The organism is Streptomyces sp. SGAir0957 (assembly GCF_043523415.1).
In genome coordinates this window covers 324332-349965 of sequence record NZ_CP027293.1, presented here as the reverse complement: position 1 = coordinate 349965, position 25634 = coordinate 324332, and the positions used below count along the sequence as shown (strand labels likewise).

Here is a 25634-nt window from a genome sequence, read left to right as displayed (position 1 = left end):
CTTGGGCCATGGACAGACAGGAACTCGGGGCTTTCCTCCGCAGCCGCCGTGAGCGGCTCCGGCCGCAGGACGTCGGTCTTCCCGCCGGGCCACGGCGCCGTACACCGGGGCTGCGCCGGGAGGAGGTCGCGGTCCTCGCGCACATCTCCACCGAGTACTACGTGCGGCTGGAACAGGGCCGGGCGCCGCGCCCGTCGGGTGAGGTCCTCGCCGGAATCGTGGGTGCGCTGCGGCTCACCGGTGCCGAGTCCGACCACCTTCACCTCTTGGCGGGCACCGCGCCGGCCCGCACCGGGCTGCACCGGCGCGACGTGCGCCCCAGCATCCTGGCGCTGCTGGAGCGGCTGCCGCGGACGGCCGGGATGGTGGTGTCCGCGACGTTCGAGGTGCTGGCGTGGAACAACCTCGCGGCCGCCCTCATGGAGGACTTCGGCGTCCTCGCCACGGAGGACCGCAATCTCGCACGCCGTGCGTTCCTGCCGCCGCCGGAGGGTGACGGCGCACCGTTGTACGGCGTCTCGGACGTCGCGGAGTTCCGCCACCATGTCGTGGTGGAACTGAGGTCCGCGCTTGCCCGTTATCCGTCCGATCCCGCGGTGTCCGGCCTCGTGGCCGAACTCAAGGACGCCGGCCCCGACTTCGTGCGGCTCTGGGAGCGGCACGATGTGCAGGTCGAGCCGAGGTTGACGAAGACTTTCCACCACCCGGTGGTCGGGGAGGTCACCGTCGACTGCGACGCACTCGCCCTCACCGACCGCGACCAGCACCTCGTGCTCTACAGCGCACCGGTGGCGTCCCCCGCCGCGGAGGCGCTGGCCCTGCTGGACGTGCTGGGCACGGAAGTCGGCGACTACCGGCGCTGAGCCGGTTCGGGTGGATTTCCGCCCGCGGTCCGAGGCCGCCGGGCCTGTCAGGTGTGGCCGTTGTCGGGCGGGGGCGGGCCCAGGAGGTGGGTGATGCCGGTGATGTCCAGGACACGGCGTACGGCCCTCCCCGCGGCGACCAGGAGCAGGAGGCCGCCGGTCGCGGCGGCGTGACTGTGGTGGCGGGCGAGCAGGGTGATGCCGATGGAGTCGATGAACGTCAGGTCGCCCAGGTCCAGCTCTACGCGCCTGCCGGTCAACGGGGTCAGGGCCGCCTGCAGACCGGGCGCGGTGGCGATGTCGAGTTCGCCGCTCAAGCGCAGCAGGACGGTGTCGCCGGCGTCGACGACTTGGACCCGCAGGCCTGGCGGTGGTGTGCCCACGGTGTCGGTGCTCCTCCTGTTGCGCGGCAGGACGGCCCCCGAGGGTGTGGTGCTGCGAGAGACGGTGCGCCAGGCGGGGGCAGGGCGCGGCGCACCGGTGTGTGATCACGTTCTACCCCGTGTGCCATGGGCGGCAGGAGCCGCAGGGCGCAGCGTTATCTGGCTTGACTCGCCGTGCCTCTTCGCATGGAGGGCGCAGCGCTGCGTGGTACATGGTGGTACGGCCGGGGTCGGGTGTCGGCGCTGTGCCAGGCGGTTCGGTTGGGGAACGTCCCGGTGTATCAGTCCGTCTCCACAGCTGGACGCCCGTTGGCCGAGGAAGGGAGCTGTGTCTGATGGTGTGTCGAGTACGTGTGATGCTGCTGAGCGTTCTGTTGGTGCTGACGGGTGCCGGCACGTCGACCGCGCCCGCCTCCGCTGTCATCGGCGGGTCGAAGAGCGACTACGGTCCCTGGGCGGTGCGCATGCTGGTGGACGGCAAACCGGCATGCACTGGCACGGCCCTCACCTCTCAGTGGATCATCAGTGCTTCGCACTGCTTCTTCGAGCAGGGCCGGCCGGTCGCCGACAAGCGGATCTCGTTCCGCGTGGGCAATCTCGACATGCGCAAGGGGGCCACGGTCCGTCCGCTGCCGGGCAAGCGCGTGGGAAGCGCACGTGCTGACATGCTGCTCATCAAGGTCGCGCCCATGAAGGTGGGCACGGCACGTCTGGCCACGGCCGCAGTCCGCCCCGGCCAACTCGTACGGCAGTACGGCTGGGGCGCCACCTGCACCGAGGACGAGAACAGCTGTCAGTCCCCGGTGCTCAAGCAGTCCACGCTGCGGGTCGTCCGGCCGGACGACCCCCGCTGCGAGGGCTACACCGCCCCGGGCGGCTCGGACTTCTGCATGGAGAAGGTGTCGGGCATTCCGGCCGGCGGCGACTCCGGCGGCCCGGTGATGAGCATCGATGCCCGCGGGGCCGAGACCCTTCTCGGGGTCTTCGCCGGCTCCGACCGGGAAGAGATCGCCCAGGCGGGGGAGGTCTCCCAGCAACTCGCCTGGATCCGTTCGGTCATCCGGCGGTAGCGGTCGCGGGCGTCGGCCGCTGGCAGTCGCACGCCTCGGCCGCTGCCAGTCGCGCGCCTCGGCGGGGGCCAGTCGCGCGCCTCGGCGGGGGCCAGGCGAACCAACCTCATGCTCGCACTGTCACCGTCACCGTTCAGCGGTGCGGCAGACGCAGCCGGACCCGCCAGCCGCCGCCCTCGCACGGCCCCGCATCCAGGCGCCCGCCGAGGAGCTCGGCACGTTCGCGGAGCCCGACAAGGCCTTGGTGTGCGCTGGGCAGCGAGAGGGCGGGGCGGACCGGGTCACCGTTGGTGATGGTGACACCGTAGGCCGTGCTGTCGTGCCACAGTTCGACGGTCGTAGCGGCCCCGGGGGCATGCTTGCGCACATTGGTCAGCGCCTCCTGAACGGTGCGGTACAAGGCGCGCTGTGCCGGGGCGGGAACGCCGTCCGAGTGCGGGAGTCGGCCCGTCACCAGAACATCCAGGCCGCTGCGGCTGACGAGGCGGCGGAGGTCGGCGATGGTGGGCTGCGGGGCCAACTCAGCACTGCCGTCGTTCTCGTCGGTGCCGTCGCTGTCGCCGCCGGAAGAGGCGCGGAGCAGGGTGACCATGGTCCGGAGTTCGTCGAGGGTGTCGACGCTGAGCGTGCGGATGGTGCCGGCCGCCTCGCGGGCCGCGTCGTCGGCGGCGGTGACCTGGAGGGCTCCTGCCTGTACGGCGATGAGGCTGACCTGGTGCGAGACGACGTCGTGCATCTCCCGCGCGAGCTGGGCCCGTTCGCGGGCGAGGACGGTCTGGGCGTGCAGTTCCCGCTCGTGCTCCTTGGCCGCCTCGGTCTCCGCCAGCTGTCGCCGCAGGTCCTGCCGGGTCTGGACGAGCTGGCTCAGCAGTACGGGGCCGGTGGCCATCGCGAGCATGTAGACGAAGGTGACCAGGGTCCAGATGCGCTCCTGACCCGTGAAGTCCGTCAGCGGCCAGGGAGCGGCGGTGGTGAGCGCGAAAAGGACCGCGTACAGGGCGAGCAGCCGCCGGTCACGGGTGCGGGCGGCGAGGGCGTAGAGCGCGGCGATCGGCGCGATGAGGACGTCCTGGACCAGGGATCCGGGCAGACAGAGCAGGAAGGCGGTGCGGGGAAGGCGGTGGCGCAGGGGCAGCACCGCGCAGGACAGAACGCCGAGGGCGAGGCCGTAGGCGGTGTCGTCCTCCAGGTTGAGCCAGAGGTCGAGCCCGGCGACGGCGACCAGGGCGAGGTCGGTGAGTGCGGTGCGGATCTTGTTCATCGCTCTGTGAGCAGTCCCGCCCGCTGTGCGAGCAGTGCCGCCTGCACGCGGCCGTCGACCCGCAGCTTGGCCAGGATCGCGCTGACGTGGTCCTTGACCGTCCCGCTGCTCAGATGGAGCCGGTCGCCGATCTCGGCGTTGGAGAGCCCTTCGGCGATCAGCACGAGCACGTCCCGTTCCCGCTCGGAGAGCCGCTCGACGCGCGCGATGGCCTGGTCGGTCCGCCCTGCGCCGGGATGGCGGCTGAGCAGGGAACGCGTCGCCTTGGGGGACATGACGACGCCGCCGGAGGCGAGCATCCGCACCGCCTGTGCGAGCTGGGCCGGTTCGGTGTCCTTGAGCAGGAAGCCGGCCGCCCCGGTGTCGAGAGCGCGCAGAACGTACTCGTCGGTGTCGAAGGTGGTCAGCATCGCGACGGCCGGCCGCTTCGGGGCGGGCAGCGCGCACAGTTCGCGCAGGATGGTGAGGCCGTCCACGTCCGGCATCCGGATGTCGAGGAGGACGACGTCGGGCCCGTGCTCGCGGACGGCTGCGAGGGCCTGGCCACCGGTGGCCGTGGCGACCACCTCGATGTCGTCGGCCGCGTTGAGGATGAGCCGGAAGCCGGAACGCACGAGCGCCTCGTCGTCGACCACCACGGTCCGGATCATGTGTGTGCTCTGTCGTACGTCGTGTCATTCCCGGTCACGTCCTGAACCCTATGGCCGACACGGCATGAGCGGCGACCCGCCGGTCAGGGGGCCCTTCCCGCCGATCGGCGGGTACCGGGCACGAGCCGCAGAGCGGGAGGGTGAAGCCATGACCGCTACGCGCCCCACTCACCGTCCCCTCATCCTCACCGCCGCTCTCGTGAGCGTCGCCCTGTTGGCTACGAGCTGCACGCCGTCCGGGGCTGAGGAGCGTCGTCCTCTAGCGGTGATCTACGACGGTCCGCAAGGCTGCGACGACTGCGCGCCGACCATTGCCAAGGTGCTGCGCGAGTCGCCGCGGCATTTCCGGACCAAGTTCGTCAAGGCCCCTTTGCGGACCTCCGACCTCGCCGGGGCGAAGCTGTACGTGCAGCCGGGCGGCGGCGCTGACCTGCAGCGGACCTGGAAAGACCTGAAGAGTTCCGCAGATGTCCTCCGCACATGGGTCAGGGAGGGCGGCAGCTATCTGGGACTGTGCTTCGGCGCCTACCTGGCGGGCCGCACTCCTGGCTTCAACCTGCTGCCCGGCGACACGGACGGCTATACCGACTCCGAAGGCGCCGTGGTCGACGACGACCGCGACACCGTCATCGAGGTGGCGTGGCGGGGCAAGCCGCGCCACGTGTACTTCCAGGACGGCCCGACCTTCTTCTTCGGCGGCGCCGCCGAAGTGGAAGTCCTGGCGTCCTACCCCGGCAACGGTCTGCCCGCCGTGGCCGTCGCCCGCTACGGCAAGGGCCGTGTCGGAGTGAGCGGACCTCACCCGGAGGCCGATGCCTCCTGGTACGACAACGCGGGGCTGGAGAACCCCGACGGCGTCCGCCCCGACCTGGCGTACGACCTGATCGAGGCGACCGCCGGCTGACCCGCTACAGCCGCGGACGGCGGTATCCCCCTCTTCATCGGGCGCGGGCCGGAGAATGGGGAACCGGTTGACTAGCAGATCGGGGCCTCTATGAGTCTGTCGGGACAGGTACTTCCGCTGGTGGGTGTCGCGCTGGGCGCCGTCACGTCGTTCCTGGCCAGTAGCTTGAACGACCGGGCACGATGGCGGCGCGAGCAATCCGTGCGCTGGGACGAGCGGCGTCTGGACGCCTATGGCGAGTACATCCACGCGGTCAAGGAGCTCGCGGGGCGCTATCAGCGCATCGCCGCGGGCCGTGGACTGGTGACCGGTCCGGCGCCGTTGGATCTCACCGCCGACGTGCTTGCCGAGCTGGGCGCGGCCGAGTCCCGTCGTTCCGCTCTGGGGGAGACCTGTGAGTTGTTGGGAGACACGGACACGAACACGGCCTCCAAGACGCTGAATCACTGCCTGTGGCGTCTGGAGCACCTGGCACGGGGCGTGCCCACTCACTCCGAACAAAGCTGGGAGCAGGCCTACTTGGAGTTCAGGAATGCACAGCGGAAGTATCTCGAGTGCGCACGGGCCAGTCTGGGAGTAACAGGTCCGGTCAACCGGGTTGTCACCTGGCCCTCAGCCTGGCGGCCCGTGAACCGACCGTCACGCACCGACCGATGAGGTGAGCTGTGTTCGCGGCGACCGGAGCGGGAGCCGGACAGCCGATCCGCACAGGCCGTGCTCACCGCCTCCGCCGCCGGCCGGCAGGACCGGGCTGCCCACAAGGCCCAACTCTCGAAGACGCGCCCGGGGCGCTGCCTTCCAGGCGATGCCCGAGTACGGCCTGTACTGCGCGTTTCCCGTTGACCCTGCCCGTCGGGCGGGGTCCCGGGGTTGACCGGCGCGGTGGAGCGGATACGGTCGGAGGGAGTGCTTCGGCCCGAAGGCACGGTGATGGACCACGGCCCCGACGGGGGTCCTCGCAGTGTGCGCGGATGATCGTTCCGATGCGGCGCTGGTGGTCCGCAGGGTTCCGCGATGGTGGGACCCGCCGACCGGAAGGCCTCGCCCGTGCACACACACCACAGTTCACCTCGTTCCGGCGCCTCGGTGCCGTCCCCGGGCGCCGAGTGCGGCAGGCGCGCGAAGCCGTCGGCCGGTGCGGCGGAGGAGGAGGCGCTGCGCGCGCAGTCGCGGTCGTTGCATGAGCAGGTGCTGAGCCTGCGTAAACAGGTGCACGCCCGTACGCGGATCGCCGTGGCGCAAGGGCTGTTGATGGGCCGTTACCAGCTCGCGGATCCGGAAGTGGCGTTCGATGTGCTGCGGCAGGTCTCGCAGCGTTTCAACGTCAAGCTCCACCAGATCGCCGTCGCCCTGACATCCGCCCCCGCCCCCGCCTTCGCCCCCGCGTTCGCCCCCGCCGCGCAGCCCGGGCTCCGACCGCTGTCGACGGCCCGCACCCGTGTCCCCGCGCCCCGGCTGGACGCCCTGCACGCGGGCCGTCTCAATCCGAAGCATCAGGGCCAGGTGCTGTCAGCGGCCCTTGAGCGGGTCATGGACCTCACCGGCGCCGACTTCGGCAACGTGCAGCTCGCCGAGGCCGGTGTGCTGCGCCTGGAACAATACGTCGGCCATCCGCAACTGTTCACCGACCACTTCGCGTTCGTCCAGGAGGGCACCGCCTCTTGGCGGGCGGCCGAGGCGGGCCGTCAGGTCACGGTCCGGGATGTGGAGAGTGCCACTCTCTTCGACGACGAGACCCGCCAGGTCCTCCTGGACAGCGGCAGCCGTGCCATCCACTGCATTCCCTGCACCGCGGGCGACGGCATCGTGCGCGGTGTCATCTCCGCCCACCACAACCGCCCCCAGCCCAACCCCCTTGACCAGGAGCAGCTGGCCGAGCTGGCGCGACTTCAGCGAGTGGTCGGCACCTGGCTGCACTGGCACACGGACACCGTCCTCTCGGACGCCCTGGACCACCTCCATCACACCGCTGCTGCGGCCCGGATGCCTTCGGCGGTCGCCGCCGAGCGGTGATGGGCGCGCGGTGATGAGCGAGCGGAGTGTCGTACGCCGCCGTTTCGGGCCCGGCGTACGGCACTTCGACGGGGCGCACGCACCGCTTCCGCCTGGGTGCCCTCCCACCGGCTACGCGCGCCTGGTGGGTCAGTCGCCGGGGATGAGCCCGGGGCAGCCCCCGAGCTTTCATCGCTTCAAGACACCGACGGGATGCCTACTGGTAGCAGGGGCTCCCGCACAGCACAGTGACCCTGCCGCCGTCATCGGCCGCAGTAGAGGCGGTGAGGGAGGCGGTGGACGCGGGGGTCTTGCTGGTTTCCCAGGGCATGGGCGCCGCCACGGCCTGGGAGGCAACAGAGGTGAAGGCTGCGGCAGCAACGAACACGGCGGCCACCGCCCTCTTGCGCAGACGCATCTGGACTCCTTGATCGACGAGCGGCCAGTACGATCCGGCGGCCGACGCACTGCGCGGAAGGCCACCAGGGCTGACGCCAGTCTCACAGTGGGTGCAGCCTCGGGCCAGATGTGCGCGCGGAGTTCGGCGCATCTCCATACGATCACTGCGAATGGCAGGCCGTGTTCCGGGGGGCCCGACGACTGGAAGGTTGTCGAACTGCTGCGGCAAGCACTCCAGCGAGTCAAGGATTCCGGAGCACGCGTGGACAGCGGACGGATCGGAGATGCTGGCCGGTTGGGTGGACAGCGTCGACGCCGACGCCGCTCAGTGGCGTCACGAAGTCCAACGGATCGCGACGGCTCTGGGACCGCTCGGGCACGATCGGTAGCCCCGCCCCAGGAGGTGGGAGGAGCCCGCTCTCGTGTCCACAGCCACCCCGACCGTCGGGGGGCTCTGCCGGGCGCAACGGCCCGGTTTCGCCTGCGGGTATCAGCTCAGCCGGCCTGGACCTGCCCACGTCCCGCCGGGGCCCGCAGCCCTGCGGCGCACCGGCGGTCGGGCCGACCGGTGGCCTCGGCTCAGTCCGCCGTCAGAATCTCGAGGTTGTGACCGTTCGGGTCGTCGAAGTAGGTGCCCCGGCTGCGTCCGCGCACACGGACTTCGCCCGGCGTCCGATGATGCGGGTCCGCCCAATGTGTGAGGCCCGCTGCCTGGATCCGGGCGAGGATCGCGTCGAACTCGTCGTCGGTGACCAGGAAGGCGTAGTGCTGCGGAGTGATCCGCTCGCCCAGGGCGGTGTCGTCGATCTCCCGGTCGTAGTAGTCGAGGGTGACTCCGTTGGCGACCTCTACGGGGGCGAACGGTCCGTTCGGCGCGCCCGCTCGCAGGCCGAGGATGTCGGCCAGGAAACGGGCCGAAGCCTCCTTGTCGTGTGCGGCGACGATGGTGTGATTCAGCTCTATGGGCATGGTGGAGGCCTCCCTCGTCGGTGGCGTCGACCGGCCGTTCGCGGTGACGTGTGTTGTCACGCTACGGACCGCGCCGTCGGCACACATCCGTCCTGCGGTGCGCGTCCGCTGGGTCCTCGGGCCTACATCGGAAGTCCGGCCGGGGGCGGGCCGGTTCTTGCCCGTAGGGCGAAGATGTCGCGATCGGCGACGGGAGCTGCACCGGCCGACACGGCTGACATCGGCGGCCGCTGGCACTGGATTTGTAAGGCATGAGGCCCTGCACAAACGGCCTCCGTGTGCGAACTGATCGGCATGGTGTTCGCGGCGCTGTTCGTTGTGGCTGCCGTCGCGGCGGGTGGCTCCCTCGCGGTCGAGGCGTGCCGACGGGACCGGCATCAGTACCCCCGCGCGAGGGCCCCTGGCTCGGGACATGGCTGGCCACGCGGCGGCACTCGGCCTGGGTCTCTGGTCGGGCGACGCCGCTCCTTCCGGCTTCCCCTTGCCTTCGGCTCCTGGTGTCGCCCGACCGGCTGACGATGAGCGGCCGATTCACATCGTCACGCCACATCTTCAGGTGATCTACTCGTGCCCCCAATGCCACCCATGGTGGCTACACGGTCAGGCGAAGCAGCGGGAGGTGTGAACCCCGCCCCTGGCAAAGGCGCGAAGCCGATGTGATCGTGCCGGAGAGCCTCACTCTCCGCCCGTCTTCAATATGCAGCAGCGCGTGCGGGGGCGCGCATCGCAACGTTAGCGCCGGGGGCGCGCGCTATACGGAGATCAATTCGAGCGTGCGCCCCCGGGTGATCGGCGCTTTTGCGCCACGTTTCGTGGCTACCTTTGCGGCTTGTGACACCTTCTTCGCCAATGGGTCAATCATCCATTTATAGGAATGACGAAACGTTCCGGCCTCTCCTGTTCGATCTCTCGGACCCCGAACGATGCGTCGCACTGCGGAAGTTGCGCGCCTCCGGAGAGGTCCGAGAGGTCCACGACCACATCGACGCGCAGCTCGAGGAGTTCGTCCGCTGTCTCGCGCCGGGCGAGCAGTGGGACAGGGGCAAACTGGCCGACGCCATCGCACGGGCTACGGACGGCGCTCCCCGAGACACCTACGGCACCTGGGTGTTCTACCCGTGGTCGGGCCGGCTCGTACACGTGCTGCCGAAGGACGCCTACCGGCTGGTGCGCACCGACCGCAACCGCGGCAAGATCACCCGTGCTCAGCAACGTGATCTCCTGACGCGCACCATCGCGGTGATCGGGCTGTCCGTCGGAGCCGCCGCGGCCATGGCGTGCGCGGCGGAAGGGGTGGGAGGCTCCTTCCTCCTCGCCGACCTCGACCAGCTCAGCCTGTCCAACCTCAACCGCCTGCGGGCCGGCGTCCACGAGCTGGGCATCGACAAGACGGTGCTGTGCGCCCGCGCCATGGCCGAGCTCGACCCCTACCTGCACGTCGAGATCTACCGCCAGGGCCTCGACGACACCTCCCTGGAGGCGTTCACCGCCCAACACCCCGACCTCCTGATCGAGGAGTGCGACACCCCCTGGGCCAAGGTGGCCGCACGCGAACTGGCCCGCGCCCGGCGCATTCCGGTGCTCATGGAGGCCAACGACCGCGGTCTGCTCGACATCGAACGCTTCGACCTGGAACCCGACCGGCCGCTGTTCCACGGTCGTATCGGCACCACCACGGCAAACGATCTACGGCATCTGGGCCGGGAAGCGCTGCGTGCGTTCATGGTGCGGGCCGTCGGAGCCGAGCGGCTCAGCCCGGCGATGGCGAAGGCGCTGCCCGAAGTGGGCCGCACCCTGTCCAGTTGGCCGCAGCTGGCCAGCGGCGTCCTGCTCGGAGGTGCCCTGGTGACGGACACCGCCCGCCGGATCCTGCTCGGCGAGCACGTCGCGTCGGGCAGTCACTCCCTGGACCTCAGCGCCCTCATCCCGGCCCAGGATCCCGAGCCGCAGGCCACCGCCCCGAAGCACATGCGGGCGGACCGCCTCTCGAAGTCCCACGACCCGCTGCCCGCCGGAGGCCCACGGTGAACCGCATGCCCGACCTGCACGGCCCGCGTCTGCGGCTGCGGGAGATGCGGCTCGACGACCGGGACAGCTACGTGCGGATCTTCACGCACAAGCTCCTCACCCGGTACCTGGGCATCGAGCGTCTGGACCGCCGCCAAGCTGAGGAATCGTTCGTCCGCGCGCTCGTCCAGCCGGACACCGCCCCACGTAACCGGTACACACTGGCGGTCTGCCCGCCCGCCCCCGAACCGGACCCCATGATCGGCACCATTGGGCTGCTGCGCGAGGAATACGGCAGTAACGCCATGGTGACGGGCCTGGTCGTGCTCCCCGGCTCGCCCGCCGGCGGACACACGCACGAAGCGGGCAGGTTGCTGCTGGCCTACGCCTTCGGGCACCTGAACCTGCACCGGGTCTGGGCAGGACACCGGAGCGACCATGTCCATATGCGCCCCATCATGCAGGCGGCCGGATTCCACCAGGAGGCGACCCTGCGACAACTGTTCCGCACCCAGGGTGTCTGGCACGACGTGACCACCTACACCGCTCTCGCGCCCGAGTGGAAGGCCCAGGCCACCGAGGCCGAAACACGTATTTTGGACGGTGCCCCCAAGACAGTCGCCTGACTCGGTCCGCTGTCGCGTCGGCTTTCCGGCGGTGGAGTGGCGCGCAACATGCGTCTCCTGCCGACGACCTGAATGCCGACCGTTCCCGCGCCGTCCCCATGTCCCGCGCGATGTCCCGCGCGATGTGTCCCACGCGATCGGCTGGCCAAGGGCCGGGAGACCCCCGATACGCCCTCGGCCACGTGGTCGGCACGTGCGCGCCGGGTCTGCCTCAGGTCCGGTCGGACTCGGAGAGCGGGCCCGCGTTCAGGACCACGGCGAGCGCCTGCAGTCCGGCTATCAGATCCTGCCGTGAGGCGGCGGGCATCCGGTGCAGGACAGCATCGAGCGCGCGGATACGGTGGGTGGTCACGGCGTCCAGGACGTCGCTTCCCTGCGGTGTGAGTACGAGAGTGATCTCACGCCGACTGGTGGATGCGGGCATCCGGCGCAGCAGGCCGGCGGCTTCGAGCCGGTCGCACAGTCGGCTCGCCGCCGAGGGGAGCGTGCCGGTCGCCGCGGCGAGTGCCCGGAGGTTGAGAAGCGGAGCCGCCCGGATGGCTGCCAGGGTCTGCAGCTGCAGCGGCGACAGCCGCGGGGCGACGGCGTCGGCGGCTGTGCTCCACAGCGAGGCCAGGGCGCCGACGGCTTCGGCGGTGCGTGCGGTCACGTCAGGGCGGGAATGCGGCATGAAGCCGGAGGAATGGTCGCGGCCGTCGCTGCTCATGGGGGAAGGTGCACCTCTTACGGGCCGAGGCAGTGGGGGTACCCCTCGTCTGCCCGCTTTTACCCGCCTATCCCCACCGTTTTCTCGCAGTGGGGGACCCGGTGGGGGAGCGCCGTTGACGGGCGGCGACAGAGCAGGGATACACTCATAAACAGTTGCCGTAAGACAACTGTTTCTTCCCGGCCTGACCGGCGGCCTCACCCAGGGGATGCCTCGGGCGGGCATCGCCGGGAGGATGATGACAGGGCCGCCTGTGCGTCAAGGCGGGGCCGCCGATTTGTGGAGAAGGCTGTTGTGACGAAGTTCCTGGCCGTGGAGCGCGCGATCCGCAGCGCCGCACCGTACGACCTCCTCGACAGGGCACGCCTCGCGGTGGTCACGCAGTACGGGGCGCTCAACGTCGACCTGCTCATGGCGGACTACAGCCTGACCGTGCTGCAGCAGGTCTCGGCGGCACCGCACACCGCGCCGCCCCTGCCCGTCCACTCCAGCCTGGAGGGGCGGGCCTTCGTCAGTCAGGAACCCTACGGCCATACCGTGCGTGACGAAGGAGCGGTGGACCTGTTCCTCCCGGTCACCGTGCGCGGCGACCGGCTCGGCATCCTTTCCGTGCGCCTGCCCGACGAGCGCTGCACCCCGCAGGCGGTCGAGGAGCTGACGGCCCTGGCCGAGATCCTCGGCTACGCCGTGGTCGTCGCCGACCGTGACACCGACATCTACCTGCAGGCCCGCCGTGCCACCCGCCTCACCCTGGCGGCCGAGATGCAGTGGCAACTGCTGCCGGGACGCGCCTGCGCCCGCGCCGAATACACCATCGGCGCCCAGCTCGAGCCGGCCTATGCCGTCCACGGCGACAACTTCGACTGGGCCACGACCGCCGACACCCTCACCCTCACGATCATGAACGGTATGGGTGAGGGCATCGAGGCGTCCCTGCTGACCAACCTCGCCGTCAACGCGCTGCGCAACGCCCGCCGCGCCAACATCTGCCTCGCCGATCAGGCGGCCCTCGCCGACCAGGCCCTCTACGCCCAGTACCGCGGCGAGCAGTACGTCTCCGCTCTCCTGCTCTCCTTCGACCTGGCGACCGGGCGGGTAGAGGCGGTGGACGCCGGGTCACCCCAGCTGTGGCTCCAGCGCGGCCAGACGGTCGAGCAGGTCACCTTCGAGGCCCAACTGCCGCTGGGCATGTTCGAGGAGACGGACTACGTCGCCCAGGAATTCGAGGTGCTGCCTGGCGACCGCCTGCTGTTCGTCAGCGACGGCGTCTACGCGGCCCTCTCCGAGAGCGGCGAAGCCTACGGCGAACGCATGCTCGCCAAAGCGATCAAGGAGACGCGCCTGCTGCCGGCGGCCGCCGTACCGCGTGCCGTCCTGCGGGAACTGGCCAACTACCTCGAAGCGGACGTGGACGATGACGCCCTGGTGGTGTGCATGGACTGGATCGGCCGCGAACCCCAGAGCCAGGGGTGAATGATGCGGGCGCCCCGCCCTCCCCGCCCTCTCGCCTCCCGGCACGCCGATCCGGTCGTGGGCTGGGCAGGCGGCAAGAGGAACGCCGGCACGGTGCCACAGCCTTCCGGGCGGACGCGAGCCACCGCATGAGCTGCCCGGACAGTTCGCAGACGACGCCACGGACACACGAGACGAGGAACCGATACGGATGGGCCTGACCGACCACCCCACGGCAGGCGCGGGCATCCGCTCGTCCGCGCCCTGCGGCCCCCTGTGGCTGATCGAACTGGCCGGTGACTTCGACTACAGCAACCTCGACACCCTCGCCGACACGACCGCGCACGCGCTGCGCTCGCACCCGGGGCCCGTCGCCTTCGACCTGAGCGCTGTGACGTTCTGCGACTCGTCCCTGCTCAACCACTTCCTGCGGGTGCGCTGGCAGCGTCCGGTGCACCTGGTGGCCATGCCCGCACAGACACGGCGGGTCTTCGAGATCACGGGAGCACTGGTGGCGTTCAGCGTCTTCACCAGCGTGCAGGACGCTCTGGACGCGGCCACCTACTGAACGGCGGGGCCAGCGAGCGTCAGGGCTGCCCCGGTGTCGGACCCATCGGGCATCAGCGGTGCGTTACGCGACCACGCATCCTGTTCCGCATGGACCGGGCGGGAGTAGCGTGGGCATCAGTCCGTGGACTATGCCTCGCCGTCAGCGCGGCGAATGCTTCTTCGGCGATCTCTCGGGCCCGTGAGGCGGGTCCTCACGCCAGCGGCTGCCCTTGGCGGGACCCGGTGCCCGCCCTTCATACGCGCCGCACCACCGACCGCCGCGGACGGTCTGCCTCCCCTTCGTAGCATCGTCCGCCACCCCCTCTCGGGCGGTGCGGTGCACCACCCGAGAGGGAGCGCCGCGCATGCGCAACTTCTTCGTCGACGACCTCTGCCTGATCACACCCCTTCACCACGAGGAGGGCGTGCGACTGTCCGGTGAGGTGGTCGGTGCGCACCAGGTGCCGCTGGCGACAGCCGTCGCCGACTGCGCCCGGCAGGCTCACGAGATCACCGTCGATCTCACCCAGGTCCGCTACCTCTCCAGCAGCGCCCTGGCCACCCTGGTCGGCCTCGCCCGCACCCTGCGCCCACCCCAAGTCCTCTGCATCGACGCGCCGCCCGAGCTGCGCCTGGCCGAGCGGTGCGCCCATCACGGCTGGGACCAACTCGCCACCCTGTGCCTGCGCCGCACCTGAGCCACCGCCCGTTCCTGCTGTCGCGGGAGGCAGCAGGAACCGCACACGCACCGCGGTGCCCGCGCGAGACGGACACCGGCGCTGCCGCACCCGGTACGGGCTCAGGTGACGTCCGCGGACGGCTGCCGCGTCGCGCGCAGGTGACCCCGTCTGCCGTGGGAGGCGCCAGGGGCGGGAAGGCGGGTCACTGAGCGGGGGCCGGGCCCAGTGACCCTTCTGCTCCGACCACTGGGGGAGAAGCGCCTGGACAACAACACGGCCTGCATCACGTCTTGTTGCCCCGCCTGTTCTACCGATACCGAGGCAACGAAGTACAGGGCGGATCATCCGGAAAGCGCGGCGTTGATGGGCTTGCGCGGGGCCGCAAGCCGTCCCCTCCGGCCCGGCGGCGGGCGGGGGCCGGTGCGGCTACGTACAGAGTGCGGTGGGCGGCCGGCGCCTACGCGCAAGGCGGGCGGGGTGTGGGGATCTTCCGGACCGGGCAGGCGCCCGGTGGGCGAAGTCGTGCAGGCGGCTTCAGCCGTTGACTCCTCCGGGTGTCGGCAGTCTCCCGCCTGCTGGTGTCCGGAGTCGAGGCGGGCCCGGTTGCGTCGCCGACAGACCGTGCAGCCGGGCCTGCTCACTTGCGGGACGCGTCCGGTCGGCCCGTGCCGTGCGACAGGCCGGACGCGTCGCCCACCACCCCTCCCGCGCGGCGGTGGGCGTCGCCAGGTCTCCCGGGCGACATGCGACGGGTATCCCGATACCTCGACGGTATGCGCGTTCGGGGCCGCCCGTACGGTGGCCGCACGCGGGCCGAGAGCCCGGTCGACCGTACCCGGGCCGAGAGGCCGGTCGACCGTATCCGGGCCGAGAGGCCGGTCGACCGTATCCGGGCGGTGGTGTCCGGGCGGCGGTCGCTCAAAGCGAGTGAGTCGCCGTGTTCACTTCCGCGCCATCTCCAAGTCTCCTGAAATACACCCACGATTCTCATGTGCTCCTCATGTGCCGTTGGTTGCGTGTGCTTCGCCGGTCGGTCCGCAACGTACGAGCAAGGAGGCGCATGGTGTTCCTGTCGAAGGCAGCCGCGGCGCGTGAGGGCCGCGCGAAGGAAGTCCGGGAGGGTGACGGGGGTGCGGGGAGCGACAGCGAGGAGCCGTTGCATGTGGCCAGCCGGCTGCACGCGTTCAACCGGTTCGAGCTGAAGTACCTCGTCCCCGTCGACCAGGCCGCGGACATCCGGGACGAGCTGGCGGAGCGGATGGACACCGATCCGCACAGCCCGGTCGGCGGGTACGGGGTGTGGAGCCTGTACTACGACACTCCGCAACTCCGGTTCTACTGGGAGAAGATCGAGGGCCTGAAGTTCCGCCGCAAGCTGCGCATCCGTCACTACGGCGACCTCGACGGGGTCACCGACGAGTCGCCGGTCTGCGTGGAGATCAAGCAGCGCGTCAACCGGGTCACCCAGAAGCGCCGCATCACCCTCCCGTACGGGGCCGCACGGCAGCTGTGCGACGGGCGGGAGATGGTCGAGCACTCGGCGAAGGAGAGCGCCTTCGTCCAGGAGGTCCTCGAACTCGTCGTCCGGCTGAACCTGCGGCCCACCGCCATCACCGGCTACCAGCGCGAGGCGCTCGTCGGGCGGAGCGCGGACACCGGTCTGCGCGTCACCTTCGACCGCCGGATCCGGGGCCGGGACCGGGACTTCCACTTCGGCACGCCGACCCCCGAGAACCGGTTCACGATCCCGCCGCACCTGTCGGTCATGGAGATCAAGGTGAATGAGCGCACGCCGCACTGGATCACCGATCTGGCCGCGCGGCGCAACCTCAACCTCGTACGTATCTCGAAGTACGTGCAGTCGATCGAGGCGTTCGGGCTCGCCCCGCGCTCGGTCTTCCACGTCAATGAGGCGGACTGCCCGCCACCCACCCCCTCTGGAGAACTGCCGCTGCAGCAGCGGCCGGCGCAGGACGATGCGTCGTTGAAGGTAGGAGCACAGTGAATTTCGATCTGCAGGAACTCAGCGGCACGTTCAGCGTGGCCGATGTCGTGGCGGCGATGGCGCTGTCGTTCATCTTGTCCACGGTGATCGGTTACACGTACCGGTACACGCACCGCAACGTCTCCTACAGCCAGTCCTACGTGCAGACGCTGGTCATCGTCGGCATGATCGTCGCTTTGATCATGCTGGTCGTCGGCTCGAACCTGGCCCGTGCGTTCTCCCTGGTCGGCGCCCTGTCCGTGGTGCGCTTCCGCAACGCGGTCAAGGAGACCCGGGACGTCGGCTTCATCTTCCTGGCCATGGCGATCGGTATGGCGTGCGGTGCCCGGTTCTACACCCTGGCAGCGGTCGGCGCCGTGGTGATCTGCGCGGTCGTCCTGGTCATGTTCAAGTTCAACTGGTTCGCCCTCAACGTGCAGCGCCAGGTCGTCAAGGTGCAGGTCCCGGCCGGGGACGACTACACGCCGCAGATCCGCGACGTCCTCATCAAGTACACCTCCGAGTTCGAGCTGGTCAGCACGGAGACGATCCGCGGCGGCGCCCTCAACGAGGTCTTCTACACCGTGCGCCTGAAGAAGGGCGCCGAGCCGGGTGACCTGGTCAGCGCCTTGCAGGAACGCACCTCCGGTCAGCGCGTGACGGTCCTCACCGGCTACGACACCACGGACCTGTGATGAGCGGCGAGACCTCCGCGCAGCGCGGGCGGCGTCTGCGGGACAGGGTGCCCGTCCGGCTGCGCCATCACTGGAAGCCCGCCGCGACGCTGGGCGTCGGGCTCGCCGCGATGGTCTATTTCCTGGGCGACGCGCGGATCTCCCCGTACGTGACGTCGTCCTCCCGGGTCGAGGCCGACGCCATCACCGACGACGTGCAAGGGACCGTGGGCCTGTACGACACGTCGGCGAAGCACTCGATCCAACTCGCCTACCAGCAAACCGACTTCGACAAGATGATGAAGGAGTTCAAGAAGGACGGCACCAAGGACTACATCGAGGCCGACCTCACCATCGACGGGGTCTACCTCAATGACGTCGGGATCCGTCTGAAAGGCAACTCCACTCTGTCGTCCCTGCGCGGAAACAAGGGCATGCCCGGTGGCGGCCGGGACCTGCCCAAGGGTGTGCAGGGCGCCCCGGCCGGCGGCGCCCCTGGAGGCGCCGCCGGCGACGGGGGCGGAGCGGGCAAGGACGGAGCCGCCGGAGCCCAGGGTGCCGCCAAGGAAGGAGCCGCCGGGGCCAAGGGGGCGGGCAAGGGCGGCGGTGGCATGGGTGGCATGGGTGGCAGGGGCGGCATGGGTGGCATGATCCAGTACGATCTCTCCGCCCAGAAGCCCGAGGAACTGCCCTGGCTCGTCAAGATCGACGAGTATGTCGAAGGCCGCGCCTATCAGGGCGAGCGGGAAATCTCACTGCGTCCCGGCAGCAACGACCAGGTGCCGCTCAACGAGGCGCTGTCCCTGTCCCTGACCGACAAGAGCGGGCAAAAGGCTGAGCGCTACGCCTTCACCGAACTGAAGGTGAACAACCGGCCGGCCGCCGCACGCCTCATGGTCGAGGCGCCGGACACCGACTATGCCGAGGATGTCGACGGCGGCGACGGTGTGATGTACAAGGCGCGGGCGGGCGGCAGCTTCGAGTATCGAGGCGACGACCCCAGCGACTACGAGAGTTCCTTCAAGCAGCTCAACAAGAAGGGCAGCCAGGACCTCGAACCGGTGATGAAGTTCATCAAGTGGGTCAACAGCGCCTCGGACCAAGAGTTCGCGAACAACCTCGACAAGTATGTCGACGTCGACTCGCTGGCCTCCTACGTGGCCTCGCAGAACCTGCTCCTCAACTTCGACGACATGGCCGGGCCGGGCAAGAACTACCTGCTCTGGTACGACCTCGACACCAAGAAGTTCTCCGTACTGGGCTGGGACTACAACCTGACCTTCAGCGGAGACGCGACGACCGGACCGGATGACTCGGTCGGCATGGGCGGCGGTATGGCCGGGGGCGCGCCGGAAGGAATGCCCGACGGTATGCCGGAAGGTATGCCCGAGGATGTACCGGAAGGTATGCCCGAGGGTGTGCTGGAAGGAATGCCCGGGGGAGAGGGTGCCGAGGGTGGCATGCGGGGCGGCATGATGCAGCACGTCCTGAAGACGAAGTTCCTCGACTCCGACGCTTTCGACGATGTCTATCAGGAGGCGTACCGCGAGCTGTACCAGCAGTTCTACGGCTCCGGGACGGCGGCGAAGGCGCTGAAGGACATCGGGGAGCAGGCACGTGCCGCAGGTGCCGACGCAAAGGAGCTGGGGACCGCCCTGTCCAAGCTCCAGAAGACCGTCAGTGACCGCACCACAGCTCTGGCCAAGGACAAAAAGGTCACCGGCAAGGTTACTGGCAAGGTCACTGGCTGAGCAGGCTGACACCCCGGGGGGCCAACCCGATGCAGTGCACCCTGGGGTGTCACAACCGGACCTTCCTGATCATATGTGCCGCCCAAATGCACAGAATCCGCGTCTACCATCGCGCCGTGCGGCGGGGGCCCGCCCGCCGCTGCTCGCTCTCGCTCCCGCTCCCGTTCCCACTGTCCGTCTCCCGAGGTGTCCGCACGTGATCGACTCACCCATACCCGCGCGTGCGTCCCAGGCCGGTCACACCGTCCTGGTCGTGGAGGACGACGCCAGTATTCGCACCCTGCTCACGTCCGCGCTCGGCGCGGCGGGCTACCTCGTGACGAGCGCCGCCGACGGGCAGGAGGCCATGTTCGAGGCGGGCAACCGGCGGCCCGACCTGATCGTCCTGGACGTGATGCTGCCCGACACCGACGGATTCCAGCTCACCCGCGACCTTCGCGCCGCGGGTGTCTACACCCCGGTGCTGTTCCTCACCGCCCGGAGCGGTGTCGAGGACCGCATCATCGGCCTGAGTTCCGGCGGCGACGACTACGTGACCAAGCCCTTCCACGTCCAGGAAGTGCTGCTGCGCATCCGCGCCATACTCCGCCGCAGCGGCACACCCACCGCACACGACGGCGGTGTGCAAGAGCCTCTGCGTTACGCCGATGTCACCCTGGACGAGGGCACCCACGAGGCGTGGCGTGCGGGCCGCCCGCTCCGGCTGTCACCGACCGAATTCCGTCTGCTGGCCCACCTGTTGGAGCAGCCCGAGCGCGTGCTGGAGAAGGCGGAGATCCTCCAGCGGGTGTGGCGCTACGACTTCTCGGGCGACACCCGCATCGTCGATACGTATGTCAAGACTCTGCGCCGCAAGATAGACCGCGACGCGCTTCCACTGATTCACACGGTGCGCGGTGTCGGCTACTGCCTGCGGCTGCCGCGCGACCAGAGCACGGCAACGCCCCGGTGAAGAGTCTCCGCCTCCCGCGCCCGCGTTCCCTGCGCGCCCGGCTGGTGCTGATCGCCGGGCTCCTGGCCACCAGCGCGGTCCTGTTGTGCCAACTGGCGGGCCTGATCGTCCTGCGGGGCTGGCTCACCGACCAGGTGGACGAGCGGCTCTCCCATTTCCGGCCTCCGGACCGTGTCTACGAGGACCTGGCAGGGGACGGCACACTGCGGCCGCCGAGTTCGGACAACACCCTGCCCTCGGACTACCGCGTCTACTTCTACGACAAGGACGGCCGTCTGCTGCGCACCTTCCTGGGATCCGGCACCCACGCCGGACCCGGGTTGCCCCGAGAAGCGGCACAGCTGGACCTGACGGCTGGGCGCCCGACCACCGTCCCGTCGGACGACGACGATGCGGGATCGAGTTGGCGCGTGGTGTCCTACGCGGGCCCGGACCGGATGCATGCCGTCGTCGCCCTGCCCCTGGACACGGTGGACGGTGCCACCGCCAAACTGCTGTGGGTGAGCCTCGGGCTCGGCGTCGCGGTCGCCGTCGGAGTGGTCGTCCTGGGCAACGGTGCCGTCCGCCTGGGCCTGCGCCCGCTCTCGCGCGTCGAGAGCACCGCACAGGACATCACCGAAGGCGCCCTCGAACTCAACGTCCCCGTCACCGACCCGGACACCGAGGTCGGCCGGCTCGGACTCGCCCTCAACACCATGCTCGACCGACTGCGCACGGCGCTGCACCGCACGGAGACCTCCGAACAGCAACTGCGCCGCTTCCTGGCGGACGCCGGCCACGAACTGCGCACCCCGCTCACCGCCATCCAGGGATTCGCGGAACTCCTTCTCGACGAACCCGGTATGGCGGATGATCGACGTCACGAGTCGTACACGCTGCTCGCCCACAACGCCGACCGGATGAGCCGCCTCGTCGACGACCTGTTCCTGCTCGCCAAGCTCGGCGAAGCGGGCGAGGGCGGAGGCGCAGAGGGAGGCGGCACCAGCGGAGCACGCGCCGCACACCGCGAACCCGTGGATCTGCTCTCCCTGGCCGCCGACGCCATCGCCACCACCGCCGTACGCCACCCCCACCGCCGCATCACGCTCGGACCACTGATCAGCCACTCGTCCGACCCCGGCACCGAAGGCGACCTGGACGTCATCGAAGTGCCCGGCGACCCGCACCAACTGGCGCAGGTCCTGGGCAATCTGCTGGCCAACGCCTGCGCCCACACCCCGGCCGGCACTCACGTCCACGTCCGGGTCGGCACCACCCGCACCACCGCCGCACCGACGAGCCTGAGCAACGGCCCGTCCCTGCCGCCAGGCACGCCCGTCTGCGCCATCGAGGTCGCCGACGACGGCCTCGGGATCAGCCCCGGCGAAGCCCGTCACGTCTTCGACCGCTTCTACCGCGCGACACCGCCGGAACCGTGCGGTGAGGCGGCCTGGGACACCGCTCCCGGGGCCGCTCCCGGGGCCGTTCCCGGGGCCGCCCCGGGGAGCGGTCTCGGACTTGCCATCGCCACCGCCATAGCGACCGCGCACGGCGGACGCCTCGAACTGGACAACCACCCCGGGCACGGTTGCGTCTTCCGTCTGCTCCTGCCCGATCCGACCGCCGTGCCGAAGGAGGACACCGATGCGGCTCACTACCGTTCGGCTCACCCGTGACTTCGGCTCACCCGTGACCACAGGCCATCCCGCCGAGCGGCTTACGCTCAAGGACACACCCGCCCGAATACCGTCACCGGCGCCCGGGCGAGCGTTCCTCTGCCCACCACCGCGGCCCGTACGGGCTGGGGATGCGAACTCGGGGTCGCTGTCCCGCGGTGTCAGGAGGCCGGTGCGGCGGCGTCGTAGGCGGCGCGGGCGGCGGTGATGTCGCCTCGGTGGCGCTCTGCCCAGCCGACGAGTCCGGAGAGGCTTGCGTGGAGTTCGCGGGCCATGGGCGTGAGGCTGTATTCCACCTTGGGCGGCACAGTGGGGTAGACGGTCCGGATGAGCAGGCCGTCGCGTTCCAGCTTGCGCAGGTTCAGGGTGAGCATGCGCCGGCTGATGCCTGTGATGGTGCGTTCCAGCTCGGTGAACCGGACCGGCCCGTGTGCGGCAGCGACATCACGTTGGTCGGCACTGGCCGTGCTCTGTGCCGGGCAGTTGATGGTGATCCTCGACGGCACCGTCGTGAACGTGGCGCTGCCGTCCATCCAGCGGGATCTCGGCCTCTCCTCGTCGGGGCTGGCCTGGGTGGTCAATGCCTATCTCGTCCCCTTCGGCGGCCTGCTGCTGCTCTCGGGACGGCTCGGCGACCTCATCGGGCGCAAGCGCGTCTTCATCGCCGGCCTGGGCATCTTCACGCTCGCGTCCCTGCTGTGCGGTGTGGCCCAGGACCCGGCCATGCTGCTCGTCTCCCGCTTCGTCCAGGGCATCGGCGGTGCGGTGACGTCCGCTGTCACTCTCGGCATGGTCGTCACGTTGTTCCCGCAGTCGAAGGAGCGGGCGAAGGCCATCGGCGTCTACAGCTTCGTCCAGTCCGCCGGCGGTTCGCTGGGCCTGCTCGCGGGCGGCGCCTTGACGCAGACCATCAGCTGGCACTGGATCTTCTTCGTCAACGTCCCGATCGGCGCCGTGGCCGTGCTGCTGGCCCGGCGCCTGCTCACGTCCGAGCGAGGCATCGGGCTCGACGAGGGAACCGACGTCATGGGCGCGCTCCTGGTCACCTTCGCGCTGATGCTCGGCGTCTACACGATCGTCGAGACCACCCACTACGGCTGGACCTCCGCACACACGCTGAGCTTCGGCGCCGCGGCGCTCGCCCTGCTCCTGGCGTTCGTCGTCCGGCAGGCGAAAGCGCCCCAACCGCTCCTGCCCCTGCGTGTGTTCCGCATACGCACCGTGTCAGGAGCGATGGGCATCCAGGCCCTCATGGTGGCCGGGATGTTCAGTTTCCAGTTCCTGTGCGTGCTCTATCTGCAGAAGGTGCTCGGCTTCGACGAGATGCACACCGGTCTCGGGATCTTCCCGGTCCCGGTCGCGATCGGCGCCCTGTCCCTCGGCCTCTCGCCCAAGCTGATCGCGCGCTTCGGCCCCCGGGCCGTCCTTCTGCCAGGACTCTCGCTCATCGCGGCCGGTCTCGCCATGTTCGGTCGCGTACCGGCAGGCGGAAGCTACGTCGTCGACGTCCTGCCCGCGCTGCTGCCGCTCGGCATCGGCTTCGGCCTCGCGATGCCGTCGCTGGCCACGCTCGCGATGTCCGCGGCCACGCCCCAGGACTCGGGGATCGCCTCCGGCATGTTCAACACCATGCAGCAGATCGGCAGCGCCTTCGGCCTCGCGGTTCTCAGCACGCTCGCCACTTCGCGTACGGACGCCCTGCTGGGTGAAGGGGCGAGCACTGCCGCGGCACTCACCGGCGGTTACCAGCTTGCCTTCCGCATCGGCGCGAGCCTCGTCGTCGTCGCACTCGTCCTCGCCGTCACTGTGCTGCGATCCCCAGGAGCGGCGCGACGTCCAGCGGCGGAGGAGGAGCCGGTCGAGGCGAACGCCGCTACATGACCGGGCGACGATGTCGAGCACGGCGGCGACCCGCTTGAGGCCGGCCGGGACCTGCCGGTGTGCAGGCCAGGCCCGGGTGCGCGAGCGGTCGGCAGCGCAGCCCTCTCCCGCGCTTTCGAAGTCAACCGGATCGTCGAACGCACGCCACGAAACACGTGAGTTGAGCTGCGGGCCGGATCGCAGGACCTCCCTGCATCGCGCCTCAACCGCCCTCCCCTCGCAACGGGCTCGGCGCCGCACATTGGGTAGTCTCACCAAGGCTTTCCGAGCGCCGACGGCCGGTGCTGTACGTCACGATCAGGGGGATACACGGGATGACTGCGCCTGCCCACGGCCCGTTCCAGCCCATGCAGCCGGAGGATCCGCCCGTGATCGGCGGGTATCGTCTCGCCGCCGTGCTCGGCGCGGGTGGCATGGGCAAGGTGTATCTGTCCTACACGCCCGGGGGACGCCCCCTTGCGCTGAAGGTCATCCGGCCCGAGTTCAGTCAGGACCCGGAGTTCCGCCGCCGCTTCGCACAGGAAGTCCACGCCGCTCAGCGTGTCCAGGGCCTCTACACCGCGCCTGTGATCGACGCCGACACCCAGGGCAGTCCGCCCTGGCTGGCCACGGCCTATGTGCCAGGACCCTCGCTCGCACAGGCGGTGGCCCAGCACGGCGCCATGCCCTTGCGCAGCGCCCTGCTGCTCACGGTGGGCGTTGCCGAAGCATTGCAGGTCATCCATGGTGCGGGCATCATCCATCGCGACCTGAAGCCCGGCAACGTGCTGCTGGCCGGTGACGGCCCGCGGGTCATCGACTTCGGTATCGCCCGAGCTGCGGACGCCACCTCGCTGACCCATAGTGGTGTGAGCGTCGGCACTCCGGCTTTCATGGCACCGGAGCAGGCGGCGGCCGGGCCGGTCACAACCGCCACCGACGTCTTCGCGCTCGGCCAGATCACCGCGTTCGCGGGCATAGGTGCTCCCGCCTACGGCGACGGCCCCTCCCACGCCGTCCTGTACCGCATCGTCCACGAGGACCCGGAGCTGAGCCGACTGCCCGACGCGCTGCGGCCGTTGGTGTCGCGGTGCCTGAGCCGTGACCCGGGCGAGCGGCCGTCACTGGCCGAGGTCATCGAGATGTGTCACCGGGTGTCGGAGGCCCCCTTGCGGCAGGGTGAGGACTGGTTGCCGCAGTCGTTCGCGACCGGGCTCGTCGGCCGCTCCCAGATGCCCGCCCCGGCACCTACTCCGCCACCAGCGGCCCCCACGCCTTTCCCGGCCGGCGGCCCGGCCTTCCATGCCCCGACCGAGGCGGCCGGCCCACCCGCACCCATGCCCGGCCCTCACCCGCAACTCCTTACGGCGCCCGGCACCCCGCCTCCGGCCGCGGGCCACTTCCCGTACGCGCCGACCCAGTTGAACCAGACCCCGCCCCCTGGTTCCTACGGGCCGCACACTCCGCCCCAGGCCGGTGGGCCGCATCCCGGCTACCTCAATGGAGCGCGTCCCTGGGCGGCCGCGCCGCCTCCTCCCGGACGGCGGTACACCGGTCTCATCGTCGCCATGTCCGTGATCGGAGCCGTCGGCGTCGGGCTGGGCGTCATCGGGGCGTTGCTGCCCGACAAGAACCCCGACAAGAACCCCGACAAGAAGAACGAACAGGCGTCGTCGGCTGGTGGTTCGGCCTCCGCCGGTGAGGCGGGCAAGGACGGTGGCGGCAAGAACCGGCCCGATCCCGCACCCGCCTCCTACAAGGGCATCAATCTGGCCGGCGGCTACTACCTGCAGCTCGCCGACAATCCGCCCAAGCCGATCGAAGGCTCCGAGACCGGAGCCATGTACGCGCTCGGAGACGTGTACTTCGACGTGGACGCGACCGGCATCAGCGGCTCGAAGGTCGGCAGCTCCAACGGGAAGCTGGTCCTGCTCGACAATGCGCAGGAGGGCTCGCTGAAGACGTGCCGTCAGGAGACCCGCTTCACCAAGAGGATCAACCTTGACCAGCTGACCGCCGGCTCTCAACTCTGCGTCCACAGTGATGCGGGCCATATCGCGGTCGTGACCTACCGGGGCAGCTCCTCAGCCGACGACCCCAGCCGCTACGTCAGTGTGGACCTCACCGTATGGCGCAACGCAGAAGAGTCGACGCGGGACAGCTGAGAGCGGCGGAGCGGACCATGCACACCAGGGCGACTCGCTCGACTGATACGGAGCCCGGGTGCGAGCCGACCCCGGACTGAGG

General features: G+C 69.9%; 23 protein-coding genes and 1 pseudogene. 17 read left to right on the top strand and 7 right to left on the bottom strand.

All coding sequences use genetic code 11. The annotated features are described in order from the left end of the window. The first annotated feature begins 8 nt into the window (after nucleotides 1–8). Nucleotides 9–863 carry a helix-turn-helix transcriptional regulator gene (locus C1N81_RS06970; RefSeq protein WP_394427795.1) on the top strand — a complete coding sequence of 285 codons (855 nt, stop codon included), beginning with the start codon at nucleotides 9–11 and terminating at the stop codon, nucleotides 861–863. 47 nt (nucleotides 864–910) lie between these two features. On the opposite strand, the gene C1N81_RS06965 is transcribed toward C1N81_RS06970, so the two are convergent. Further along, nucleotides 911–1246, bottom strand: coding sequence for an STAS domain-containing protein (locus tag C1N81_RS06965; RefSeq protein ID WP_394427794.1), 336 nt, complete (start codon nucleotides 1244–1246; stop codon nucleotides 911–913). Nucleotides 1247–1602: 356 nt separating this feature from the next. Here C1N81_RS06965 and C1N81_RS06960 point away from each other — a divergent pair, with 356 nt between their 5' ends. After that, nucleotides 1603–2316 (top strand): S1 family peptidase, encoded by a 714-nt coding sequence (locus C1N81_RS06960; protein ID WP_394427792.1) that lies wholly within the window; start codon nucleotides 1603–1605, stop codon nucleotides 2314–2316. A 133-nt stretch (nucleotides 2317–2449) separates the two neighbouring features. On the opposite strand, the gene C1N81_RS06955 is transcribed toward C1N81_RS06960, so the two are convergent. Then, nucleotides 2450–3577: a sensor histidine kinase gene (locus tag C1N81_RS06955; RefSeq protein WP_394427791.1), complete on the bottom strand. Its 1128-nt coding sequence runs from the start codon at nucleotides 3575–3577 to the stop codon at nucleotides 2450–2452. Continuing rightward, nucleotides 3574–4227 (bottom strand): response regulator, encoded by a 654-nt coding sequence (locus tag C1N81_RS06950; protein ID WP_394427789.1) that lies wholly within the window; start codon nucleotides 4225–4227, stop codon nucleotides 3574–3576. The genes C1N81_RS06955 and C1N81_RS06950 overlap by 4 nt, the downstream gene beginning before the upstream one ends. Before the next feature lie 148 nt (nucleotides 4228–4375). Between C1N81_RS06950 and C1N81_RS06945 the strand changes: the two genes are divergently transcribed. From C1N81_RS06945 to C1N81_RS06935, 3 genes are all read left to right on the top strand, one after another. After that, nucleotides 4376–5131, top strand: a complete 756-nt coding sequence (locus C1N81_RS06945; RefSeq protein ID WP_394427788.1) for a BPL-N domain-containing protein — start codon at nucleotides 4376–4378, stop codon at nucleotides 5129–5131. Nucleotides 5132–5251: 120 nt separating this feature from the next. Then, complete coding sequence (locus C1N81_RS06940) at nucleotides 5252–5788, top strand: hypothetical protein (RefSeq protein ID WP_394427787.1); 537 nt, start codon at nucleotides 5252–5254, stop codon at nucleotides 5786–5788. Nucleotides 5789–6145: 357 nt separating this feature from the next. Then, nucleotides 6146–7144, top strand: a complete 999-nt coding sequence (locus C1N81_RS06935; RefSeq protein ID WP_394427785.1) for a GAF and ANTAR domain-containing protein — start codon at nucleotides 6146–6148, stop codon at nucleotides 7142–7144. 196 nt (nucleotides 7145–7340) lie between these two features. Here C1N81_RS06935 and C1N81_RS06930 read toward each other — a convergent pair whose 3' ends face one another. Continuing rightward, on the bottom strand, nucleotides 7341–7541 hold the full coding sequence (locus tag C1N81_RS06930) for a hypothetical protein (RefSeq protein WP_394427783.1): 201 nt from the start codon (nucleotides 7539–7541) through the stop codon (nucleotides 7341–7343). A gap of 560 nt (nucleotides 7542–8101) precedes the next feature. Beyond that, the gene (locus tag C1N81_RS06925; RefSeq protein ID WP_394427781.1) at nucleotides 8102–8491 is read right to left on the bottom strand and encodes a VOC family protein; all 390 of its coding nucleotides are present in this window, start codon (nucleotides 8489–8491) and stop codon (nucleotides 8102–8104) included. A gap of 942 nt (nucleotides 8492–9433) precedes the next feature. On the opposite strand from C1N81_RS06925, the gene C1N81_RS06920 reads away from it, so the two are divergent. Further along, complete coding sequence (locus C1N81_RS06920) at nucleotides 9434–10519, top strand: ThiF family adenylyltransferase (RefSeq protein ID WP_394427779.1); 1086 nt, start codon at nucleotides 9434–9436, stop codon at nucleotides 10517–10519. 5 nt (nucleotides 10520–10524) lie between these two features. After that, nucleotides 10525–11124 (top strand): GNAT family N-acetyltransferase, encoded by a 600-nt coding sequence (locus tag C1N81_RS06915; protein WP_394427778.1) that lies wholly within the window; start codon nucleotides 10525–10527, stop codon nucleotides 11122–11124. Nucleotides 11125–11335: 211 nt separating this feature from the next. On the opposite strand, the gene C1N81_RS06910 is transcribed toward C1N81_RS06915, so the two are convergent. Further along, nucleotides 11336–11830: a MarR family winged helix-turn-helix transcriptional regulator gene (locus tag C1N81_RS06910; RefSeq protein WP_394427776.1), complete on the bottom strand. Its 495-nt coding sequence runs from the start codon at nucleotides 11828–11830 to the stop codon at nucleotides 11336–11338. A 294-nt stretch (nucleotides 11831–12124) separates the two neighbouring features. Here C1N81_RS06910 and C1N81_RS06905 point away from each other — a divergent pair, with 294 nt between their 5' ends. The 8 genes from C1N81_RS06905 (at nucleotide 12125) to C1N81_RS06870 (ending at nucleotide 21527) form a co-directional block, all read left to right on the top strand. Continuing rightward, nucleotides 12125–13303, top strand: coding sequence for a PP2C family protein-serine/threonine phosphatase (locus tag C1N81_RS06905; RefSeq protein ID WP_394427775.1), 1179 nt, complete (start codon nucleotides 12125–12127; stop codon nucleotides 13301–13303). A gap of 190 nt (nucleotides 13304–13493) precedes the next feature. Next, on the top strand, nucleotides 13494–13850 hold the full coding sequence (locus C1N81_RS06900; RefSeq protein WP_394427773.1) for an STAS domain-containing protein: 357 nt from the start codon (nucleotides 13494–13496) through the stop codon (nucleotides 13848–13850). 346 nt (nucleotides 13851–14196) lie between these two features. Further along, on the top strand, nucleotides 14197–14529 hold the full coding sequence (locus tag C1N81_RS06895) for an STAS domain-containing protein (protein ID WP_394427772.1): 333 nt from the start codon (nucleotides 14197–14199) through the stop codon (nucleotides 14527–14529). 1144 nt (nucleotides 14530–15673) lie between these two features. Then, nucleotides 15674–16516 (top strand): polyphosphate polymerase domain-containing protein, encoded by an 843-nt coding sequence (locus tag C1N81_RS06890; protein WP_394437776.1) that lies wholly within the window; start codon nucleotides 15674–15676, stop codon nucleotides 16514–16516. Then, a complete protein-coding gene (locus C1N81_RS06885) occupies nucleotides 16513–17190 on the top strand; it encodes a DUF4956 domain-containing protein (RefSeq protein WP_149515877.1) in 678 nt (225 codons plus the stop codon). Before C1N81_RS06890 ends, C1N81_RS06885 begins: the two co-directional genes overlap by 4 nt. Next, nucleotides 17190–18920 carry a CotH kinase family protein gene (locus C1N81_RS06880; protein WP_394427770.1) on the top strand — a complete coding sequence of 577 codons (1731 nt, stop codon included), beginning with the start codon at nucleotides 17190–17192 and terminating at the stop codon, nucleotides 18918–18920. The genes C1N81_RS06885 and C1N81_RS06880 overlap by 1 nt, the downstream gene beginning before the upstream one ends. A 196-nt stretch (nucleotides 18921–19116) precedes the next feature. Then, nucleotides 19117–19872: a response regulator transcription factor gene (locus tag C1N81_RS06875; protein WP_394427769.1), complete on the top strand. Its 756-nt coding sequence runs from the start codon at nucleotides 19117–19119 to the stop codon at nucleotides 19870–19872. Next, the gene (locus tag C1N81_RS06870; protein ID WP_394427768.1) at nucleotides 19869–21527 is read left to right on the top strand and encodes a HAMP domain-containing sensor histidine kinase; all 1659 of its coding nucleotides are present in this window, start codon (nucleotides 19869–19871) and stop codon (nucleotides 21525–21527) included. The genes C1N81_RS06875 and C1N81_RS06870 overlap by 4 nt, the downstream gene beginning before the upstream one ends. Nucleotides 21528–21688: 161 nt before the next feature. Here the strand turns inward: C1N81_RS06870 and C1N81_RS06865 are convergent. Continuing rightward, nucleotides 21689–21970: pseudogene (locus C1N81_RS06865) on the bottom strand (winged helix-turn-helix transcriptional regulator); the annotation flags it as partial. Nucleotides 21971–22013: 43 nt separating this feature from the next. On the opposite strand from C1N81_RS06865, the gene C1N81_RS06860 reads away from it, so the two are divergent. Both C1N81_RS06860 and C1N81_RS06855 read left to right on the top strand, forming a co-directional pair. Beyond that, on the top strand, nucleotides 22014–23408 hold the full coding sequence (locus C1N81_RS06860) for an MFS transporter (RefSeq protein ID WP_394427766.1): 1395 nt from the start codon (nucleotides 22014–22016) through the stop codon (nucleotides 23406–23408). Nucleotides 23409–23722: 314 nt separating this feature from the next. After that, nucleotides 23723–25552 (top strand): serine/threonine protein kinase, encoded by a 1830-nt coding sequence (locus tag C1N81_RS06855; protein WP_394427765.1) that lies wholly within the window; start codon nucleotides 23723–23725, stop codon nucleotides 25550–25552. Nucleotides 25553–25634: the final 82 nt, after the last annotated feature.

Excerpts from the sequence above, each read along its gene's own strand:
- C1N81_RS06970 (WP_394427795.1), top strand. The coding sequence starts at position 9 with ATGGACAGACAGGAACTCGGGGCTTTCCTCCGCAGCCGCCGTGAGCGG.
- C1N81_RS06960 (WP_394427792.1), top strand. The coding sequence starts at position 1,603 with ATGCTGCTGAGCGTTCTGTTGGTGCTGACGGGTGCCGGCACGTCGACC.
- C1N81_RS06955 (WP_394427791.1), bottom strand. The coding sequence starts at position 3,577 with ATGAACAAGATCCGCACCGCACTCACCGACCTCGCCCTGGTCGCCGTC.
- C1N81_RS06950 (WP_394427789.1), bottom strand. The coding sequence starts at position 4,227 with ATGATCCGGACCGTGGTGGTCGACGACGAGGCGCTCGTGCGTTCCGGC.
- C1N81_RS06945 (WP_394427788.1), top strand. The coding sequence starts at position 4,376 with ATGACCGCTACGCGCCCCACTCACCGTCCCCTCATCCTCACCGCCGCT.
- C1N81_RS06935 (WP_394427785.1), top strand. The coding sequence starts at position 6,146 with ATGGTGGGACCCGCCGACCGGAAGGCCTCGCCCGTGCACACACACCAC.
- C1N81_RS06930 (WP_394427783.1), bottom strand. The coding sequence starts at position 7,541 with ATGCGTCTGCGCAAGAGGGCGGTGGCCGCCGTGTTCGTTGCTGCCGCA.
- C1N81_RS06925 (WP_394427781.1), bottom strand. The coding sequence starts at position 8,491 with ATGCCCATAGAGCTGAATCACACCATCGTCGCCGCACACGACAAGGAG.
- C1N81_RS06915 (WP_394427778.1), top strand. The coding sequence starts at position 10,525 with ATGCCCGACCTGCACGGCCCGCGTCTGCGGCTGCGGGAGATGCGGCTC.
- C1N81_RS06910 (WP_394427776.1), bottom strand. The coding sequence starts at position 11,830 with ATGAGCAGCGACGGCCGCGACCATTCCTCCGGCTTCATGCCGCATTCC.
- C1N81_RS06900 (WP_394427773.1), top strand. The coding sequence starts at position 13,494 with ATGGGCCTGACCGACCACCCCACGGCAGGCGCGGGCATCCGCTCGTCC.
- C1N81_RS06895 (WP_394427772.1), top strand. The coding sequence starts at position 14,197 with ATGCGCAACTTCTTCGTCGACGACCTCTGCCTGATCACACCCCTTCAC.
- C1N81_RS06880 (WP_394427770.1), top strand. The coding sequence starts at position 17,190 with ATGAGCGGCGAGACCTCCGCGCAGCGCGGGCGGCGTCTGCGGGACAGG.
- C1N81_RS06860 (WP_394427766.1), top strand. The coding sequence starts at position 22,014 with ATGGTGATCCTCGACGGCACCGTCGTGAACGTGGCGCTGCCGTCCATC.
- C1N81_RS06855 (WP_394427765.1), top strand. The coding sequence starts at position 23,723 with ATGACTGCGCCTGCCCACGGCCCGTTCCAGCCCATGCAGCCGGAGGAT.